Below are 19,344 nucleotides of genomic sequence, written 5' to 3'. Positions count from 1 at the left end.
CATGATTGAAGTCAAGGATCTGGTCCGCACGTTCAAGTCGGGCGACCGCACCATCAAGCCGGTCAACGGCGTCAGCTTCGAGCTGGAGCAGGGCACGCTGGCCTCCATCGTGGGCAAGAGCGGCAGCGGCAAGAGCACTCTCTTGTCCCTCTTGGGCGCGCTGGACAAGCCCACCAGCGGAGACGTCGTCGTCAACGGCGTGAGCCTGGCGGGCATGCCGGACGGCAAGCTGACCGAATACAGGCGCCGCGACATCGGGTTCGTCTTCCAGCAGTTCAACCTGGTTCCCAACCTGTCCGCACTGGACAACGTCATGCTGCCCATGGAGTTCGCCGGGGTGCGGAAGGCCGTCCGGGCAGAGCGGGCGCGGGCGTTGCTGGAGCAGGTGCAGCTCGACCCGGACAAGCACGGCCGGCGCATCAACCGGCTCTCCGGCGGCGAACAGCAGCGGGTGGCGATTGCCCGGGCCCTCGCCAACGAACCCAAGCTGATCCTCGCCGACGAGCCCACGGGCAACCTCGATGAGCAGACCGGCGAGCACATCATCGAGCTGCTCAGCTCGCTCAGCCGCGACCACAACACCACCATCCTGGTGGTCACGCACGACCGCACGTTCGCCAACAAGACGGACCGCCGGTTCCGGCTGCAGCAGGGCAGGCTGACGGAGGAACCCGTCCGCGGCCGGGCTGCGGAGCCGGCGGCAGTCTAGGTCGACGTCGGCACTCCAAGCAGCCGGCAGTAGCTGGAGCGTCGCAGATGGGTCGGAATGGTGGGGGCGGGCCGAAAACCCGCCATCAGCTTTCGCAGGTTTTACCCCGATCCTCCCTCACCTTTCGCAGGTTTTGATGCGATCCTTCCTCACCTTTCGCAGGTTTTACCCCGATCCTCCCTCACCTTTCGCGGGTTTTGACCCAAGGCTCCCGCACCCGGGTGAGAGGATGGCGTCATGACGTCGCCGATCGCCAAGCCGTGGCTCTTCAGCCAGTCCAACCAGGATCCCCTTGCCGCCACAGGCCGCCGGCTGCGCTGGGGTGTCATTGCCACCGGCCGGATTGCGTCCCTGGTGTCGCAGGACCTGGCGCTTCTGGAGGACGCGGAACTGTACGCCGTCAGCTCACGGGCGAAGCACACCGCGGACGCTTTTGCAGCCGAGTTCGGCTTTGCCGTGGGGTACGGGGACGACGGCGGACGGCACGGCTATGAACGGCTCCTCGCCGACGAGTCGGTGGACGTGGTCTACGTGGCCACACCCCACGCCCAGCACCACCGGGTGGTGCTGGCTGCGCTGCGGGCGGGCAAGCACGTGCTCTGCGAAAAGGCTTTCACCATCAACGCCCGTGAGGCGTCCGAACTGATCGACGTGGCCCGTGAGAAGAAGCTTTTCCTGATGGAGGCCGTGTGGAGCCGCTTCCTGCCCAGCATGCAGCGGGCCTTCGAGATCGCGCATTCCGGCGAACTCGGAACCGTCCAGTGGGTCACGGCGGACCTCGGCTTCCCCGCGCCCTACTCTCCCACCGCGCGGCTCTGGGCCGTCCAGGACGGCGGCGGCGCGCTTCTGGACATCACCGTCTACCCGCTGCTGTGGGCCCTCGGCACCCTGGGTTTCCCGCAGACGGTCAGTGCCATGGGCACTTTGAACGACGACGGCGTGGACGCCCAGAATGCGCTCACGCTGGGTTACCATCACGGCGCCCAGGCACAGCTCACCTCGTCCCTGCTCGCCCATGGCCCCCGCGCCGCAACGGTTGCGGGCAGCCTGGGGTACCTGCAGACACTCGGCTCAATCAACAACCCCAAGAAACTGGTGGTAGGGATCGGGCAGGAGACACCGCGGACGGAACACTTCGAGGTGACGGGCCGGGGCTACACGTACGAGCTACGTGAGGTGACCCGGTGCGTCCAGCAGGGCCTCACCGAGAGCCCGGTCATGCCACTGGAGGACTCCCTTAACACGATGCGGCTGTTCGACGGCGTGCGCGCCCAGCTCGGTGTCGCGTATCCGAACGATGCGCACTGAGGAGCCCTTCCGGCCCTTCATCCAATCGAAAGAAATACTCGCCCGGGTCTGGACTCTCACTTTGGGGCAGGCTTAGGCTGTAGTCGATCGTCGATTCACTCGATGGATTGGGGGTGTAAAGCATGACCATCGCAGCTTTGTCGTGGTCTGCGCTGCGCCCTTTGCGCCCGGTTCTTTTGGCCGGCGCCGCTGCTGTGGCCTGGCTGGCGGTATCCGCCCCGGCCGCGGACGCCGACAATTCACACCTATCTGATTCGCTGGGCGGCAGCATTTCCTCCGCTGTCTCGTCCGTCGAAGGCAGTACGGGCGGCATGGCGGGAACCGTTGTGGAGCTGGTCTCCGCGAAAGCACATGAAGCCCCCGCCGCTGCTCAGCCCACGCAGGCTGTAGCTCCCCTGCCGCTTCTGGCCATTGATCCGGCAGCCCTGCCGGCCTCATCGCCGGCTACGGTTGCGCCGGTGCCGGCCGAACAGCCTCCGGTTGTTGCGCCTCCACCCGTGGACCCCGTTCCTTCCACACCAGCGCCACCCGTCGCCGTCGTTGCGCCGGTTGTGGCGTCCATAGTGGAGCCCGTTGACGCCGCTCTCGGCGGACTGCCTCTGGGCGAGGCGCTTCCTGATGACACCCTGGCTGGAGTCACCGGCCCCGTAGCCTCCGCTGCTGATGGGGCACTGACGGAGACGGCCGAAACAGTCGTGACGCCGGTGGCCGAGGCCGTTAAGCCAGTAGCCGACGTCGTGGAACCAGTAACCGACGCCGTGAGCCCGGTGACTGATGCCCTCCCTGTCGGGCTTCCCGTCGACACGGTCACTGACGTGCTCACCGAGGCGCCCCCTCTGACGGCACCGGTCACTGCACCCGTCACGGACGTCGTGGCGGGCCTTGTCGCGGGACCAGAACGGCTCCCGGCAGTTGACCTCGCCGAAACGAGGCAAATTCCCGCAAGTCCAGAGGCCCCGCTTGGCATCGCCGCCGGGCCCTCGGTGGTGTCCGCGCTGCCTGTTCAACCGGCCGTCGGATCACCGGCTCATTTCAGCCACCCTGTTGCGCCGAAAGCTGCCAACCCCACGGGGTCCGGCCCGGAAGTCCCTGCCGGCGGAGACTCGCCATCCGGTGAAGACCGTACGCCATCACCGGAGGCGCTGCTTCCGGCCCCGGCCTCAGGCTCGGGAAGCGGCACCTCATCCGGCGGCCCTTCCGCTTCGGCCGCCTGGCTGAACAGCCCCTTTGAATACCTGCCGCTCATGGGCTTTGTCCCTGTCAGCGGCCCCCTTCAGCATGTTCCTTCGCCGGTGGCCATCGACCCCGGCTCCTCTCCTGACTAGTTGGGCCCCTTCTGCCTCCCTGCGGCAGACACACGGCCAATCAGGCTGCCTTGAGCACCTGACAACAACTTTTCAGGAGACATCACAATGCACCAGACAGTTCGCAGGGGCCTATTAGGCACCCTCTTTGCCGGCGGGCTACTTGCCCTCGGCGCTACCGCGGCGAGCGCGGACACCACTGCCACAGCCGCGGTCAATATCGCGTCTGAAACCGCTTCGGCGGACCTAAATGCTTCGACGTCGCTGGGTCTGCTGGGTGGCCCAGCGCCGTCGAATTCTTCCACGGTCAGCGTAAATGCCGACCTCAACACCGGTACGTCGAACGGCAGCACTACCGCCGTGGCACCGGCCGCCACCGCCTTGGTAGACGTAAACATCGGCAACACGACGGCGGGTACCGCCCCGGCTGCTCCCGCGGCTGACGCCACCGCCGTGGTCGACGTAAACCTCGGCAACACGACGGCGGGTACCGCCCTGGCTGCTCCGGTAGCCGACGTGGCGGCCGCCGCAGACGTCAACGTGGGCAACACTGCATTGACCGGAACGGACACCGCAGTTCCTGCCGCTGACGTAGCAGCGCTGGTCGACGTCAACCTCGGCAACACTGCAGTGACAGGAACCGACACCACCGTTCCCGCCACCGACGCCACCGCCCTGGTCGACGTCAACCTCGGCAACACTGCAGTGACAGGAACCGACACCACCGTTCCCGCCACCGACGCCACCGCCCTGGTCGACGTCAACCTCGGCAACACCCAGGTGACAGGAACCGACACCACCGTTCCCGCCACCGACGCCACCGCCCTGGTCGACGTCAACCTCGGCAACACCCAGGTGACAGGAACCGACACCACCGTTCCCGCCGCCGACGTGGCAGCCGCACTCGACGTCAACCTCGGCAACTCGACGGGTACCGCCCCGGCTGCTCCCGTAGCCAGCGTGGCAGCCGCCGCAGACGTCAATCTCGGCAACACGACGGGAACGGGTGGCACCGTTCCGGCCGCCGAAGTAGCAGCCGCACTCGACGTCAACCTGGGCAACGCCACCGGCACCGGAACCGACACCACCGTTCCCGCCGCCGACGCCACCGCCCTGGTCGACGTCAACCTCGGCGGCACGGGTTCCCTGGGAAGTGGTGCTGAAGGCACCATTGACCTCGGGCTCGGCACGGGAACTGATGCATCCGTAGACCTGGGTGTCGACTTGGGCATCGGCCTCGGCGCAGGGACTGTGACGACGCCGCCCGCTGTTGATCCGGGTGATGGAACCGAAAACGGCTCCGATCCGGGTGACGGAACGGACGGAACCGGTACCGATGGAGCCGGAACCGGAACCGACGGTACGGGCACTGATGGAACCGCCACAGACGGAACGGGAACCGACGGTAGTGCAACCGGAACGGACACGACCGGCACCGACACGACTGGAACCGACGGTAGTGCAACCGGAACGGACACGACCGGCACCGACACGACTGGAACCGACGGTAGTGGAACGGGAATGGACACGACCGGCGGAGCCGCAGCTGGCACCGACAATGGCACCGTGACCACGACGACTGGTGCTGCGGCCATCTTGCCCGCCGGCTCGCTGACCACAGGCGCCTCGGCATCGGCAAGCACCGCAACCATGGCCACGGGAAACATGGCCACCGCACAGCAGACGCTCGCCAACACCGGAGCCGATGCTGCGCTGCTGCCTCTCGCCCTGGCCCTGCTCGCTATCGGCGCGCTGCTGGTGATCCAAAGGAAGAAGGCCTGACAGTCCGGATCCTGTCCGGACAGGAATAACCGCTCTTCGTCGGCGGTCCGCATCGCGGCAGTCTTCTGGACTACCGGATGCCGGGCCGCCGGCGAAGCCGCGTCCCCGCCCGCCGGCGCCCCCGCCGGCGCACCCGGCGCGCCAGGTCCCGGCCCACCGGTATCCGGGGCCGCTCCCCGGAAATCAGCCTGCGGCATCAATTAGTAAGTAGACGTATTACTCTTAACACCGAGCCAGAACTGAGAAGGACGGCAACGTGTTGAAAGAAACGCACAGCGGGGTGACAACGGAGGTACTGGGCGGGCGGTACCTGCTGGGTGGGGTGATCGGACGCGGCGGCATGTCATCGGTCTACGCGGCCAGGGACCAGAACCTGGGCAGGGACGTGGCCCTGAAGCTCTTCGCCCCCCAGACCGCAGATGCCGATGAACTCAAACGCCAGGAAGCCGAGATCCGGCTCCTGGCGACGCTGAACCATCCCAGCCTAGTCACGCTGTTCGACGCCGGCGTAGATACGCGCGTCCCGGACCAGCCCAGGCCCTTCCTCACCATGGAACTGGTAGACGGGCAGGACCTGCGCAGCCGCATCCGGCATAGCCGTGTTCCGCTCGAGGAGGTGGCCGTCATCGGCGCCGGGGTTGCGGATGCCCTAGCCTACGTTCACGGGCTGGGCATCATCCACCGCGACATCAAACCCGCCAACATTCTCCTCATCCAGGTCCGGCCCGGCGAGCCGGTGCGGCCGAAACTGACGGACTTCGGCATTGCCCGGATCGTGGACGGGACCCGCCTCACCGCCACCGGCACCATGGTGGGCACGGCAGCCTACCTGAGCCCTGAGCAGGCGATGGGCTCCCCGCTTTCGCCCGCGTCAGACATCTATTCGCTCGGCCTCGTGCTGCTTGAATGCATCAAGGGCACCGTCGAGTATCCCGGCAGCGCGGTGGAATCGGCAGTGGCCCGGCTGCATCGGGCCCCTGAAATTCCTGCCGACCTGCCCACCCAATGGCAGCACCTGCTGGCGTCTATGACCGCCCTCGAACCGCTGGAACGGCCCTCCGCCGCAGATCTAGAAATGGCTCTCCGGCACGCCCTCGTTTCACCGGACTCCGCCCCCGGAGACCTCGCCGAGGAGCACACCCGCGTTCTCCCCGCACTCCCGTCGCGGCCGCCGTCGATTCTTCCGGCCGGAATTTCTGAAACGGAGTCCACAGCCAAAACAACAGCCAAAACAACAGCCAAGACACCGGGCAGGTCAGCTGCTCCAGGCCGGAACAGCCGCGCGGCCGGAACCAAACGCCGGAGCCGGCGCTTTCGGATCGGTTCCGCCCTTGCGGCGGCAGCCCTGCTTGGCGGAGCAGCCGCCGTGACCGTGGCCGCCAACTCAGCTGATACGCCCCACGTCGTTCCTTACCCCAGCGTGAGCGGCACCTTGGGTGACCATCTCGTGCAGCTGCAAAGGAGCGTTGAACCATGAGCCCGAGCCGGGCACCGGCCGTGTGGCGCCGGGCGCTCACCGTCCTCACCGGGTGCATGCTGGCAGCCGGACTGGCCGGCTGCGCGGGCGCCGCCCCGGAGCTGGAGACGAACGCGGCTGCAAAGTTTCAGCAGCAGGTCCTGGAGGTCACCAGGGCTGCTGCCGGAAGCAACCCCTCCGCCGCCCTGAAGTCCCTGGACAGCCTGTCCTCCGAATTGGATGCTGCGGCGGCTGCCGGGCAGGTCTCCTTCAAACGCCACCGGAGCATAACTGCCGCCATCAACTCCGTGCGCGCCGACCTCACGGCAGCGCAGGCAGCCAAAAAGGCAGCGGCGGACGCGGCTGCCCGGGCTGCCGCTGCAAAGGCCACGGCAACCGCGAAACCCTCGCCGACGACTGCGCCCGCAGTGGTGGTCCCGGCTCCCCTCCCCGCCCCCGTACCGGTTCCCGCCAACAGCGGACGGCAGGACAATTCCGGCAAGGGCAAATCGGAGGGGAGCAAGGACAAGGGTTCAGGCAAGAACAAGGACTAGTGCCCACCGGGGACCAGCCCTTGTTCTTACTCGATCAGGAAGGTTTTCCGCCGTCAGAAAGCTTCGTCGCCGGTCAGGAAGCGGCTGCCGGGAACCGCTCCCACGCCCGGTGTGCGGCCAACAGCTCCTGGATCTGCGGAACCACCTGGCCGGCACTGTCGCCCAGCACCACGCCTGCCGCATCGTCCGGGATGCTGGCCGCATCCACCCCTGCGGAGCCGGATCCCCACGCCCCGATGGCCTTGGCGTGGCGGAAAGCCTCTGACAGCAGCAGCACGATGCGGGGATCTAGCGAAGCACCGGGTTTACCGGCCTTCGCATCGAGCCCCTGTTCGGCGTCGGCCGCCGGCGCACCGGATCCTGCCACGATGACCGCGTCGAACTCGGTGGAGCGGGCAGTGAGGTAGGTCCGCTGAACCGGGATCCCGCCGTCGGTCTCTCCGCCAAGCGTCCCACCGGATGGTGCGATCACCAGCGGCACGATGCCGGCGTCGTCGAGCGCCTTGCGGGCATCCCGAACAGCCTCCAGGTCACTCGACTCGTCCGCCACAATTCCGACGACGCGGCCGGCCACCGGCCAGGTCTTCCCCAGCTGGGACACGGCGGGACTGGGCTGGGCGTCCGGCACGTCCTCGGTGGCCTCAGGGGCGGGCATGCCGAGCCCGCGGGCCACGGCAGCGCACAGCGAGGCATCGATGTTTGCCAGGGCGAGCAGCTGGCGCTCACGGACCGGCTTCTCGTAGCACTTCCCGAGCTCGAACGTGTAAGCCTGGATCACGTGATCCTGCTCCACGGGCGTGAGGCTCCGGAAGAACAGCCGCGGCTGGCTGTAGTGGTCGTCGAAGGAAGCGGGATTCTTGCGCTGCTTGATGGCTTCCGCCACCGCTTCCGGGACATCCACGAACGCCCCGAGGTCCGCCCCGGCCTTGAACGGGCAGCCGCCGTCGAGGGAATTGGGCCGGTAAGGGCGCCACCCCCGCGTGGACGGCGGTCTGGTGCATGCCGTCGCGCAGCATGTCGTTCACCGGAGCCTGCGGGCGGTTGATGGGAATCTGCGCGAAGTTCGGGCCGCCCAGCCGCGAAATCTGGGTGTCCAGGTAGGAGAACAGCCTGACCTGCAGCAGCGGGTCGTTGGTGACGTCGATGCCCGGCACGAGGTGACCCGGATGGAAGGCCACCTGCTCCGTTTCCGCGAAGTAGTTGACCGGGTTGGAGTTGAGCGTCATCAGGCCGATCGGCTGCACCGGGGCGAGCTCCTCAGGCACAAACTTTGTCGGGTCCAGCAGGTCGATCCCCTCGAACATCTGGTCTTCGGTGTCGGGGAAGGTCTGGATGCCCAGCTCCCACTCCGGGTACGCGCCGGCCTCGATCGCATCGGCCAGGTCCCGCCGGTGGAAGTCCGGATCCATGCCGTTGATGATCTGGGCCTCTTCCCAGACCAAGGAGTGCACGCCCTGCTTCGGCTTCCAGTGGAACTTGACCAGCGTGGTCGCGCCCTCGGCGTCGACCAGTCGGAATGTGTGGACTCCGAAGCCCTCCATGGTCCGGTAGGAACGCGGAATCCCGCGGTCGGACATGTTCCACATGGTGTGCGCCTGCGCCTCGGTGTGCAGGGACACGAAGTCCCAGAACGTGTCGTGGGCGCTTTGGGCCTGCGGGATCTCGCGGTCCGGATGCGGCTTCGCGGCGTGCACGATGTCCGGGAACTTGATTCCGTCCTGGATGAAGAACACGGGAATGTTGTTGCCCACGAGGTCGTAGGTTCCCTCGTCGGTGTAGAACTTCGTGGAGAAACCCCGTGTGTCACGGACGGTGTCGGCGGACCCGCGTGAGCCCAGGACCGTGGAGAACCTGACGAACACCGGCGTTTCCACATCCTTGGCGAGAAAGCCTGCCCGGGTGATGTTGGCGGCGGTACCGTACGAACGGAAGACGCCGTGGGCACCGGCGCCCCGGGCGTGCACCACGCGCTCCGGAATCCTCTCGTGGTCGAAGTGGGTGATCTTCTCCCGGAGGTGGTGGTCCTGGAGCAGGATCGGTCCCCGAGGCCCCGCTTTCAGCGAGTGGTCCGTGTCCGCCAGCCGGAGCCCCTGTGCGGTGGTCAGGTACTGGCCGGACTGTGCCCGGGAGTGTTCCGGCGCCCCCGTGGGGCTGCCGGTGGGAGACACCGCTTCCGGGCCCTGCTGGTCCGGCTTGGGCGGCAGCGGTTCCCGCGGGGTGGTGGGTTCGACGACGGCGGGTTGCTCGCCTGCCGGCGCTCCCGGGATGTTGATAGCTGGTTCTTCAGGCACAGAGAGGATCCTTTCCGAAACGGCGGCCTAGCAGGGCTCGGCCTAGGCGCTGGGCACCCGACCGAAAGATAAGCCTGCTTAGTACCCTATGAAAACGTGTGGCCTCCCACAACCGCGTGCCGTCATCTGGGCCCGCCTGAGCTTCATAGTCAGCAGGCTTAGTTTCGCTCTTCAAATGCCGACGGCTTCCCGCTACGTTGGAGGTGTTCCATCCGAACAAGGGCAATCAGAACCACGGGCCAGCTGCCCGTACGCCGAAGGAGTGAACCAAGCATGGCAACTGTCCAGGAATCGATCACCGTCGATGTCCCCGTACGCCAGGCGTACAACCAATGGACCCAGTTTGAGGATTTCCCCAATTTCATGAGCGGCGTCGACGCCGTCCGCCAGCTCGACGACACCACTGTTCATTTCGAAACCAGCATCGCCGGTGTGAAGCGCGAGTACGACGCCCAGATCACCGTCCAGGAGCCGGACCAACGGGTCACCTGGGAGAGCCTGAACGAACCCCGCAATGCCGGCACAGTATGGTTCGAGTCCGTGGGCGCCAACGAAACCAAGGTGAACGTCGAGCTGACGTGGGAGCCTGAATCGGCGATGGAGAAGCTCGGTGCAGCCACCGGGCTCGATTCCCGGCAGGTCGCCTCGGACCTGAGAAAATTCAAAAAATTCATCGAGGAACGCGACACGGAAACCGGCGCCTGGCGTGAAAGCGTCAGCGGCGGCGAGGTGGAAGGTGATACGGGTTCGACGGCGGCTGGCATGGGAGGCGGCATGGGTGCTGGCACCGGGGTCGGAGCTGGGACCGCAGGTGGCGCCGGGGCCGGAGCCGGGACCGCGGGTGTTGCCGGCGCTGGAGCCGGGACCACCGGTGTCGGCGCTGGAACGGCAGGGACCGGCGTCGGCATGGGCACTACAGCGGCCGGCGGCAACGGTGACCCGGGCGCGAGCACCGGCTACTCCGAGGGGGCCGGCATGGACGCGGTCCCGGGCCGCAGCTACGAATCAGGCGACGCCTACGACGCCTCGGCAACCGAGCGGCCCGTCAGCACCGACCCTGACATGGCGGTCGACGCCCCGTACGGTGACGACGACACCGGCGAGCCGCGGAATGAGACCCGGCACACGGACACCCGCCGCGACGACATTCCTGACCGGTAGGTCACACTCCCAACCGATGGCAGTCCCGGCAAGCAAAGAAGCGCCCCGCCACTCAACCGAGTGACGGGGCGCTTCAGTGCTCAGCTTGGAGACGCGGCCGGGAGCCAGAGAATCAGCTCAGGCTGGCAACGATCTTGTTGAGTGTCGCGGACGGCCGCATCACTGCGGCAGCCTTCTCGGCGTCCGGGCGGTAGTAGCCGCCGATGTCCACCGGCTGGCCCTGGGCGCCCAGGAGTTCGGAGGTGATGGCCTCCTCGTTGGAAGTAAGCGCGTCGGCGACCGATGCGAAGGAGGCTGCGAGTTCGGCGTCCTCGGTCTGCTTGGCGAGCTCCTGCGCCCAGTACTGCGCCAGGTAGTAGTGGCTGCCCCGGTTGTCGAGCTCGCCGGCCTTACGGCTCGGGGACTTGTTCTCGAGCAGGAACGTGCCGGTGGCGCGGTCCAGGGTGTCGGCCAGGACCTGCGCGCGGGCGTTATCCGTGGTGTTGGCCAGGTGTTCGAAGCTGACGGCCAGGGCCAGGAATTCACCCAGGCTGTCCCAGCGCAGGTGGTTTTCCTTTAGCAGCTGCTGGACGTGCTTCGGGGCGGAGCCGCCGGCTCCGGTCTCGAAGAGGCCGCCGCCGTTGATCAGCGGAACGATGGACAGCATCTTGGCGCTGGTGCCCAGTTCCAGGATCGGGAAGAGGTCCGTGAGGTAGTCGCGGAGCACGTTACCGGTGACGGAGATGGTGTCCTCGCCCTTGCGGATGCGCTCCAGGGTGAAGGCGGTGGCCTCCACCGGAGACAGGATCTCGATCTGCAGGCCCTCGGTGTCGTGCTCCTGCAGGTATTCGCGGACCTTCTCGATGAGCTTGGCGTCGTGCGCGCGGGTCTCGTCGAGCCAGAACACAGCAGGCGTCTGGGAAGCGCGTGCGCGGTTCACGGCCAGCTTGACCCAGTCGCGGATGGGCAGGTCCTTGGTCTGGCAGGCGCGCCAGATGTCCCCCGGGGCAACTTCGTGTTCGATCAGGACGTTGCCCGAGCCGTCGACCACCTGGATCTTGCCCGGGACCTGGGCCTCGAAGGTCTTGTCGTGGCTGCCGTACTCTTCTGCAGCCTGGGCCATGAGGCCGACGTTCGGGACGGTGCCCATGGTGGTGGGGTCGAAGGCGCCGTTGGCGCGGCAGTCGTCGATGACAACCTGGTAGATGCCGGCGTAGGAGCTGTCCGGGAGGACTGCCAGGGTGTCCGCTTCCTTGCCGTCCGGGCCCCACATGTGGCCCGAGGTGCGGATCATGGCGGGCATGGAGGCGTCCACGATGACGTCGCTGGGGACGTGCAGGTTGGTGATGCCCTTGTCGGAGTCGACCATGGCGATCGCGGGGCCCTCTTCGAGGCCCTTCTTGATGGCGGCCTGGACGCCTTCGCGGACGTCCTCGGGCAGCTCGTCCAGTCCGTTGAGGATGGAGGCAAGGCCGTTGTTGGGGCTGAGCCCGGCCGCGGCGAGCTGCTTGCCGTAGGTGTCGAACAGCTCGGAGAAGTAAGCCTTGACCACGTGGCCGAAGATGATGGGGTCGGAGACCTTCATCATGGTGGCCTTCAGGTGTGCGGAGAAGAGCACGCCCTCTTCCTTGGCACGGGCAACCTGTGCGGCCAGGAATTCGTCCAGGGCGGCGGCGCGCATCACGGTACCGTCGATGACCTCGCCGGCGAGGACCGGGAAAGCCTTCTTCAGGACCTTGACCGTGCCGTCCTCGCGGACCAGCTGGATTTCGATGGTGCCGTCGGCCGGGACCACCACGGACTTCTCGTTGGCGCGGAAGTCGTTGGCGTCCATGTGGGCCACGTTGGTCTTGGACTCGGAGGTCCAGGCACCCATGGAGTGCGGGTTCTGGCGGGCGTAGTTCTTAACCGACAGCGGTGCGCGGCGGTCCGAGTTTCCTTCACGCAGGACCGGGTTCACGGCGGAGCCCTTGATCTTGTCGTAGCGGGACCGGATGGCAGTCTCTTCGTCGGACGTGGGGTTGTCCGGGTAGTCCGGCAGCTTGTAGCCCTGGGACTGAAGCTCGGCGATGGCGGCCTTCAGCTGCGGCACGGATGCGCTGATGTTGGGCAGCTTGATAATGTTGGCTTCCGGCTTCTTCGCCAGTTCACCGAGTTCAGCCAGAGCGTCGCCGATCTGCTGCTCTTCAGTGAGGTAGTCGCCGAAGACGGCGATGATGCGGCCGGCCAGCGAAATGTCGCGGGTCTCCACCTGCACACCTGCCGTGGACGCGAACGCCTCAATGATCGGCAGGAACGAATATGTGGCCAGCATCGGCGCTTCGTCGGTGTGGGTATAGATAATTTTGGCCATGCTCGGGCGTCTCCCTGAAGGTCGGCTTGTATCTGGTATTCCGGTCTATTTCACCAACCTTTAACTTACCCGAGGTGAACCGGTTGAACCTTACCCGGACGGCCGGAAGCCCTTGAATTACCCCGCTTCTGTGTCTTCCGCCACACTATCCATTGTCCCCAGCGCGGTGGGGCTCTAATCTTTCTCTCATAAAGGAATACCGCTTCGGCGGCTGAACTGAGTTGGAACCCCTTGCGGCAGGGGCATCAGCACCACCCCTACCTGGCAAGAAAACTTGAATCGTTTTGAACCGAGCTTGTCATCCCCGGGTAGGTCAATCAGTCACCCGGCGGGCCTCCCGGGCCCGCCCCACCTGATAGGTAGGACCGCAAATGACGAGCAAAAAGACTCTGGCTGGCAGCCTCGTGAGCCTGTCCACGGGCTTGCTGCTGGTGGTGAGCGCCATCGGCGGCGCTACAGCCTCTTCTGCAACGTCGCAGGATTCAACCCAGCTGCAGGTTGCAAGCACCCCCGTGTCCAGCCCGCAGGGCTACTGGACTCCCGAGCGCATGCGCGCCGCCCTCCCCGGCGATGTGTTGGCCGTCAAGGCCGTGGCAAGGCACGAAAACAAGGGCTCTTCCCCTTCGGCTGCCGTGGCAACCGGAACGCCAACGAGAATCGCCGGTACCGCCGCGCAGACCACGGTAACCACAGCACTGCACGCAGACGAAAACCCGGTGCCGCACATCGGCAAGGTATTCTTCACCCTCGCCGGAATCAACTACGTCTGCTCCGGCAACTCAGTCGCTGCCCAGAACAGGAGCCTCGTGGCCACCGCCGGCCACTGTGTAAACGAGGGACCTGGCGCTTTCGCCACCAACTGGGTGTTTGTTCCCGGCTACAACAACGGGCAGTCCCCGTATGGTCAATGGCCGGCCCGGTCGCTGCACGCGGCACGGAACTGGACGTCCGGCGGCGATATCCGCTACGACACCGGCTTCGCCGTGGTGGCCCGGGTGGGTGGCAGGACCTTGGCAGACAGGGTGGGTGCGTCCGGTGTGGAGTTCAGCCAGCCCCGGGGCATGACATACAAGTCCTATGGGTACCCGGCGGCAGCCCCGTTCACCGGCAAGACCCTGGTCAGCTGCACAGGCACGGCCAAGAACGACACGATCAACCCCCAGTTCAACTCCCAGGGCATTTCCTGTGACATGACAGGCGGTTCCTCGGGCGGCCCTTGGTTTGCCCGGGGCGGCACGGACGCTGCAAGTTCAGCCGACGGCTTCCAGAACTCGGTCAACAGCTACGGGTACGGAACCAGTTCCACCACGATGTTCGGGCCGTTCTGGGGCTCGACCATCATGAAGGTCTACGACAGTGCACAGAGGAAATAAGGATGACCCGGGCGGCACTGGCGACGCTGAGGTAAGCCACAGCGTCAGCCAGGCGCCCGAGGAAATCCTGGCCTACTGGTCGCCGGAACGGATGGCGGAAGCGGTCCCCCGGGACATCCGGTTGCCGGCCCAGGAGGAAACGGAAGAAAGCTAAAGCAAGTTAAAGCGCGACGGCGGCCGTCCCTTAAGGGGCAGCCACCGTCGGGCTTTGCTGGGCCCACGCCGCCCGGGTTCCCTGGCCGAGCGCCAGCGAGGTTAGGGCGGCGGTGGGATTAGTGGAAGAAGTGGCGGGCGCCGGTGAAGTACATGGTGATGCCCGCAGCGTTGGCTGCAGCGATGACTTCCTCGTCACGGACCGAGCCGCCGGGCTGCACCACAGCCCGCACGCCGGCGTCGATCAGGATCTGCAGGCCGTCGGCGAACGGGAAGAACGCGTCGGAGGCAGCCACCGCGCCGCGCGCACGGGCGGGGGCGCCGGCTGCGTCGGCGTTCGAAGCGCCGCCGGCACCGTCGACGTCGGACTCAACCTGGACACCCAGTGTGTTGGCCCGCTCAACGGCAAGCTTGCAGGAGTCCAGGCGGTTGACCTGGCCCATGCCGATGCCTACTGCGGCACCGTTGGAGGCAAGCAGGATGGCGTTGGACTTGGCGGCGCGGCAGGCGGTCCAGGCGAAGGCGAGGTCGGCCAGCGTGGCGTCGTCGGCTGCTTCGCCGGCGGCAAGCGTCCAGTTGGCGGGGTTGTCGCCGTCGGCGTCCACCTTGTCGGCGACCTGTACCAGCACCCCGCCGGAAACCTGCCGGATTTCAGTCGGGTAGCGACCGTAGCCTTCGGGCAGTGTCAGCAGGCGGATGTTCTTCTTCTTGGAGAGGATTTCCACGGCCTCGGGCTCGAAGCCGGGGGCAATGACCACCTCGGTGAAGATGCCCGCCACGGTCTGGGCCATGCCGGCGGTGACCGTGCGGTTGGCCGCGATGACGCCGCCGAACGCGGAGACGGGGTCGCAGGCGTGGGCCTTGGCGTGGGCGTCGGCGATGGAGTCCGCAGCGTCGGCAGAGGCCACTGCCACACCGCAGGGGTTGGCGTGCTTGATGATGGCGACGGCGGGCTCGGCGAAGTCGTAGGCGGCGCGCAGTGCTGCGTCGGCGTCCACAAAGTTGTTGTAGCTCATGGCTTTGCCGTGGATCTGGTCGGCCTGGGCGATGCCTGCCGGGGCTGCCTTGTCCACGTAGAGCGCGGCCTGCTGGTGCGGGTTCTCGCCGTAGCGCAGCACCTCGGAGCGTTCCAGGGCGAGGCCGGCGTAGGCGGGCCAGTCGATGACGCCGTCGCCGTCCTCGTCGAGGAACTGGCTGGCGGTCCAGGTGGCCACAGCGGTGTCGTACGTGGCGGTGTGCGCGAACGCCTTCGCGGCGAGCCGGCGGCGGGTCTTGAGGTCGAAGCCGCCCTCGGTGGCGGCGCTGACCACGTCGCCGTAGAACGCCGGGTCCACCACAATCGCGACGGCGGCGTGGTTCTTTGCGGCGGAGCGCACCATGGCGGGGCCTCCGATGTCGATCTGCTCCACGACGTCGTCCTGGGCGGCACCGGACTTGACCGTCTCCACGAACGGGTAGAGGTTCACCACGACGAGGTCGAAGGCCTCGATCTCCATCTTGGTGAGGGTCTCCATGTGGGCGGGGACGCGGCGGTCGGCGAGGATGCCGCCGTGGACGCGCGGGTGCAGGGTCTTGACCCGGCCGTCGAGCATCTCGGGGGAACCGGTCACCTCTTCGACTTCCTGGACCGGGATGCCGGCCGCGGAGATCTTCTTGGCGGTCGAGCCGGTGGAAACAATTTTGACGCCTGCTGCGTGCAGGCCCTTGGCGAGCTCCTCCAGACCGGTCTTGTCGTATACCGAGATCAGGGCCCGGCGGATGGGAACACGGTCAAGCTGCGTCAAGCTCACAAAAGTCTCCGTCTTTATCTCGCGGTGGATGTGCCGCGGTTGGTGGGGATACGGCCCAGTTTATCGTGTCGGCGGAGCCCCTTCTGCTGGCGGACCCAGTGTGAAGGCCGGGCCGCCCCCTGCGTGGGGGACCGGCCCTTCCGGGCGTTCCCGGTCCGCCGCTTCGGGACGTTCCGCAACGTAAGGTTTAAGCAGGAGGCCGAGATGAATATTTACACCGCTGTGCCCAGTGGCGAGCAGGTAGTCCAGGAACTGCCGTGGCGCTGGAAAGTGCAGGGCCGGATCTTCGTGATCGGCGGCCTGGGGTTCATGTTCGACGCCTGGGACGTCACCCTCAACGGCATTCTCATTCCGCTGCTGTCCACCCACTGGAGCCTCACCCCGGGCGAGGCCGGCTGGATCGGCACGGCCAACCTCATCGGCATGGCCCTGGGTGCCTTCATCTGGGGCACCATCGCCGACACCATCGGACGCAGGAAGGCGTTCACGGCCACGCTGCTGATCTTCTCGCTCTTCACGGTGCTAGGCGCCTTCTCCCCCGACTTCCTCTGGTTCTGCGTGTTCCGTTTCATGGCCGGGTTCGGCCTGGGCGGCTGCATTCCCGTGGACTACGCGCTGGTGGGCGAGTTCACGCCCCGACGGCAGCGCGGCAAGGTGCTCACCGCGATGGACGGCTGGTGGCCCGTGGGTGCTGCGCTCTGCGGGTTCGTGTCCGCCTGGCTCGTCGCCGCTTTTGCCGATTGGCGCCTGACGATGCTCGTCATGGTGCTGCCTGCCCTGCTGGTGTTCTGGGTGCGGCGAAGCGTTCCCGAGTCGCCGCTGTTCCTGATCCGCAAGGGACGCCGCGAAGAAGCCGCCCGGGTGATCGACGGCCTGGTCGAGGCCACCGGAGCCGAACCCCGGGCCTACAGCCTGCCCGAGCCCCAGGCCGTCCCGCGGTTTTCCGCCGGCAGCGCGTGGCAGCAGCTGCGCGGGGTCTGGGAGTTCAACTGGAAGATCACCACCGCTGCCTGGGCGCTGTTCATGAGCATCCTGCTGGTCTACTACCTGTCCCTGACCTGGATGCCGCGGATCCTGATCGGCGCCGGGTTCGCCGAGTACAAGGCGTTCCTGACGACGGCGGGGATGGCCGCCGTCGGGCTCCTGGGCGTGATCGCGGCAGCGCTCCTTGTGGAGCGCGTGGGCCGCAAGTGGCTGCTGGCCATTACCGGGCCGCTATCCGCGCTGGTCCTGGTGGTGGTGGCGTTCGTGGTGGATGTGCCCACGGCTGCCGTGTTCTGGCTGCTGGTGTTCGGGTTCGCGGTGCAGGTGGCTATTCCGGTGCTCTACGCGTACGTTTCCGAGCTGTACCCCACGGAACTTCGCGGCAGCGGCTTCGGCTGGGCGTCCACGTTCTCGCGGCTGGGGGCAGGCTTCGGCCCGCTCATTTTTGCCAACTACTTCTGGCCGCAGCTGGGGCTGGCCACATCATTCGCCCTCGCCGGCGGCCTGGTGGTCCTGTCGGTGCTGTGGATGGCGTTCTTCTCCCCCGAAACCCGCCAGCGCCGCCTCGAGTAAGACCCCATCTAGGTAGCAGCAGAGGGCGTTTCCAGCCTTGGGAACGCCCTCTGCTGCTACTCGGGGTTTGCCGCTCGCCGTCGCTACTGGATGCAGGTGACGCGCTTTGTTGTGCTTGGCCGCAAAATGTCGCAGGGTGCCGCTAGTCTCTGGCAGAAGGGTTGGGGACGTTCTCCGGCCATTATGGGGAGGCCCTAATGACTCCGTACACGATGAGGCCAGCTTAGGGGCGCGAGGAACAGTGCCTAACGAAAGACACCCGCGATGCCTGAGCTACGAGCGGCAGCACCTTACAAATATCAAGGCCTACCGCTCACGCCAAACGTAATTGCAGAGCTGGCAAGGGAAGTGCTGAAAACGCCGATGTTTCGCCGCTCGGAGCTGATCAATGCGGTGGAGCAGCACCATGCGGAGAACGGTGGGGCGGCTGCCCTTAGCCTTACTTCCGCCACCAAAAAGGCGCTCCGGAACCTGGTAGATGGCGGGTTGTTGGAGCCCACCGGGGCATACGGATACTGGCGTTGGGTCACACCGCCCGATCAAACTGTCAGGGAGGACCGCTCTTCTCTCGTCGACGACGAGACGGATGAACTGGATCTGACCGACTCGATCGTTGAGGGAGCAGGGGCGGGGAGTGTCTATGTTTATTACTTCCCTGGTTACAGGTTGTTGGCTGACCTTCGCCGAGACGACCGCTGGCCCATCAAAGTCGGGATGACGTCTGTGGGTGACGCGAAGATTCGCATCAGCGACCAGCAGGGAACGGCTATGCCCGAGCAACCTTTGGTGGCCTACGTTAGGCGAAGCGATACCCCACTGAAACTCGAACGTTTGGTCCACGCCGTCCTGTTTTATCGCGGCCGACAACTGGATGACGCTCCAGGCAGCGAGTGGTTCAGCTCAAACCCTGAGGAGATCAAGTCCATCATCGATTGGGCACACGCCTGCGAAGGCACTTAGCGGCAGCTACTTCGCTGCGGCGTACTCCGCGGCCAGCGACGCGAGGGTGGAGACCAGTAGCCGCCGCTCCACCACCTTGATCCGTTCGTGCAGGGTGGCCTCAGTGTCGGCGTCCTCGATGGCCACCGCCTCCTGCGCGATGATGGGCCCGGTGTCCACGCCGGCGTCGGCCCAGTGGACCGTGCAGCCGGTGACCTTCACGCCGTAGGCCATCGCGTCGCGGACGCCGTGGGCGCCCGGGAAGGACGGCAGCAGGGCGGGGTGCGTATTGAGGTACTTCCCTTCAAAGGCGTCGATGAACTCGGGGCTCACGATCCGCATGAAGCCCGACGACACCACGACATCAGGCTGGTACGCGGCCACGGCTTCCGTCAGTGCCGCGTTCCACCCCGCGCGGTCCGGGTAGGCCTTGAAGTCCACCACGAACGTGTCGATCCCGGCTTCAGCAGAGCGCTCCACGCCATAGGTTCCCGGGCGGTCCGCGCCCACCGCGGCGATCTCAACATCCAGGTCCCCGGCCTGAACGGCGTCGATGACGGCCTGGAGGTTGGAACCGGTTCCGGAGACGAGGACTACTATGCGCATTGCTCAAGCTTAGGCGGCTGCTCGCGTAG

The 19,344-nt window shown here is 66.3% G+C and carries 14 protein-coding genes and 1 pseudogene; 11 read left to right on the top strand and 4 right to left on the bottom strand.

Annotated features, from left to right (window positions below; translation table 11 throughout):
• Position 1: 1 nt before the first annotated feature.
• From ACHMXB_RS01840 to ACHMXB_RS01815, 6 genes are all read left to right on the top strand, one after another.
• On the top strand, positions 2–709 hold the full coding sequence (locus ACHMXB_RS01840; RefSeq protein ID WP_395402287.1) for an ABC transporter ATP-binding protein: 708 nt from the start codon (positions 2–4) through the stop codon (positions 707–709).
• A 237-nt stretch (positions 710–946) separates the two neighbouring features.
• Entirely contained in the window at positions 947–2,017 is a 1,071-nt protein-coding gene (locus ACHMXB_RS01835; protein WP_395402285.1) for a Gfo/Idh/MocA family protein, read from the top strand.
• A 122-nt stretch (positions 2,018–2,139) separates the two neighbouring features.
• Positions 2,140–3,342, top strand: a complete 1,203-nt coding sequence (locus ACHMXB_RS01830; protein WP_395402283.1) for a hypothetical protein — start codon at positions 2,140–2,142, stop codon at positions 3,340–3,342.
• A gap of 87 nt (positions 3,343–3,429) precedes the next feature.
• Positions 3,430–5,103, top strand: coding sequence for a hypothetical protein (locus tag ACHMXB_RS01825; protein WP_395402281.1), 1,674 nt, complete (start codon positions 3,430–3,432; stop codon positions 5,101–5,103).
• 256 nt (positions 5,104–5,359) lie between these two features.
• Positions 5,360–6,580 carry a serine/threonine-protein kinase gene (locus ACHMXB_RS01820; protein ID WP_395402279.1) on the top strand — a complete coding sequence of 407 codons (1,221 nt, stop codon included), beginning with the start codon at positions 5,360–5,362 and terminating at the stop codon, positions 6,578–6,580.
• Positions 6,577–7,113, top strand: a complete 537-nt coding sequence (locus ACHMXB_RS01815) for a mucin-associated surface protein (protein ID WP_395402277.1) — start codon at positions 6,577–6,579, stop codon at positions 7,111–7,113. Before ACHMXB_RS01820 ends, ACHMXB_RS01815 begins: the two co-directional genes overlap by 4 nt.
• A gap of 73 nt (positions 7,114–7,186) precedes the next feature.
• Here ACHMXB_RS01815 and ACHMXB_RS01810 read toward each other — a convergent pair.
• Positions 7,187–9,404, bottom strand: a pseudogene (locus ACHMXB_RS01810) (catalase).
• Between the two features lie 273 nt (positions 9,405–9,677).
• Here ACHMXB_RS01810 and ACHMXB_RS01805 point away from each other — a divergent pair.
• On the top strand, positions 9,678–10,565 hold the full coding sequence (locus ACHMXB_RS01805) for an SRPBCC family protein (RefSeq protein WP_395402275.1): 888 nt from the start codon (positions 9,678–9,680) through the stop codon (positions 10,563–10,565).
• Positions 10,566–10,677: 112 nt separating this feature from the next.
• Here ACHMXB_RS01805 and ACHMXB_RS01800 read toward each other — a convergent pair whose 3' ends face one another.
• Complete coding sequence (locus ACHMXB_RS01800) at positions 10,678–12,897, bottom strand: NADP-dependent isocitrate dehydrogenase (protein ID WP_395402273.1); 2,220 nt, start codon at positions 12,895–12,897, stop codon at positions 10,678–10,680.
• Positions 12,898–13,268: 371 nt separating this feature from the next.
• On the opposite strand from ACHMXB_RS01800, the gene ACHMXB_RS01795 reads away from it, so the two are divergent.
• Both ACHMXB_RS01795 and ACHMXB_RS01790 read left to right on the top strand, forming a co-directional pair.
• Positions 13,269–14,270, top strand: coding sequence for a trypsin-like serine peptidase (locus tag ACHMXB_RS01795; protein WP_395402271.1), 1,002 nt, complete (start codon positions 13,269–13,271; stop codon positions 14,268–14,270).
• A complete protein-coding gene (locus ACHMXB_RS01790; protein ID WP_395402269.1) occupies positions 14,254–14,424 on the top strand; it encodes a hypothetical protein in 171 nt (56 codons plus the stop codon). The genes ACHMXB_RS01795 and ACHMXB_RS01790 overlap by 17 nt, the downstream gene beginning before the upstream one ends.
• 118 nt (positions 14,425–14,542) lie before the next feature.
• Here ACHMXB_RS01790 and purH read toward each other — a convergent pair whose 3' ends face one another.
• Positions 14,543–16,213, bottom strand: a complete 1,671-nt coding sequence (gene purH / locus ACHMXB_RS01785; protein ID WP_395402267.1) for a bifunctional phosphoribosylaminoimidazolecarboxamide formyltransferase/IMP cyclohydrolase — start codon at positions 16,211–16,213, stop codon at positions 14,543–14,545.
• A 204-nt stretch (positions 16,214–16,417) separates the two neighbouring features.
• Between purH and ACHMXB_RS01780 the strand changes: the two genes are divergently transcribed.
• Both ACHMXB_RS01780 and ACHMXB_RS01775 read left to right on the top strand, forming a co-directional pair.
• Positions 16,418–17,770 carry an MFS transporter gene (locus tag ACHMXB_RS01780; protein ID WP_395402265.1) on the top strand — a complete coding sequence of 451 codons (1,353 nt, stop codon included), beginning with the start codon at positions 16,418–16,420 and terminating at the stop codon, positions 17,768–17,770.
• Between the two features lie 264 nt (positions 17,771–18,034).
• On the top strand, positions 18,035–18,730 hold the full coding sequence (locus ACHMXB_RS01775; RefSeq protein WP_395402263.1) for a GIY-YIG nuclease family protein: 696 nt from the start codon (positions 18,035–18,037) through the stop codon (positions 18,728–18,730).
• Between the two features lie 6 nt (positions 18,731–18,736).
• On the opposite strand, the gene purN is transcribed toward ACHMXB_RS01775, so the two are convergent.
• A complete protein-coding gene (purN, locus tag ACHMXB_RS01770; protein WP_395402261.1) occupies positions 18,737–19,315 on the bottom strand; it encodes a phosphoribosylglycinamide formyltransferase in 579 nt (192 codons plus the stop codon).
• Between the last annotated feature and the right edge of the window lie 29 nt (positions 19,316–19,344).

The organism is Arthrobacter sp. UC242_113 (genome assembly GCF_044054585.1).
In the GTDB taxonomy this organism is placed as follows: Bacteria; Actinomycetota; Actinomycetes; order Actinomycetales; family Micrococcaceae; genus Arthrobacter.
This window is presented reverse-complemented; position numbering and strand designations above follow the sequence as displayed.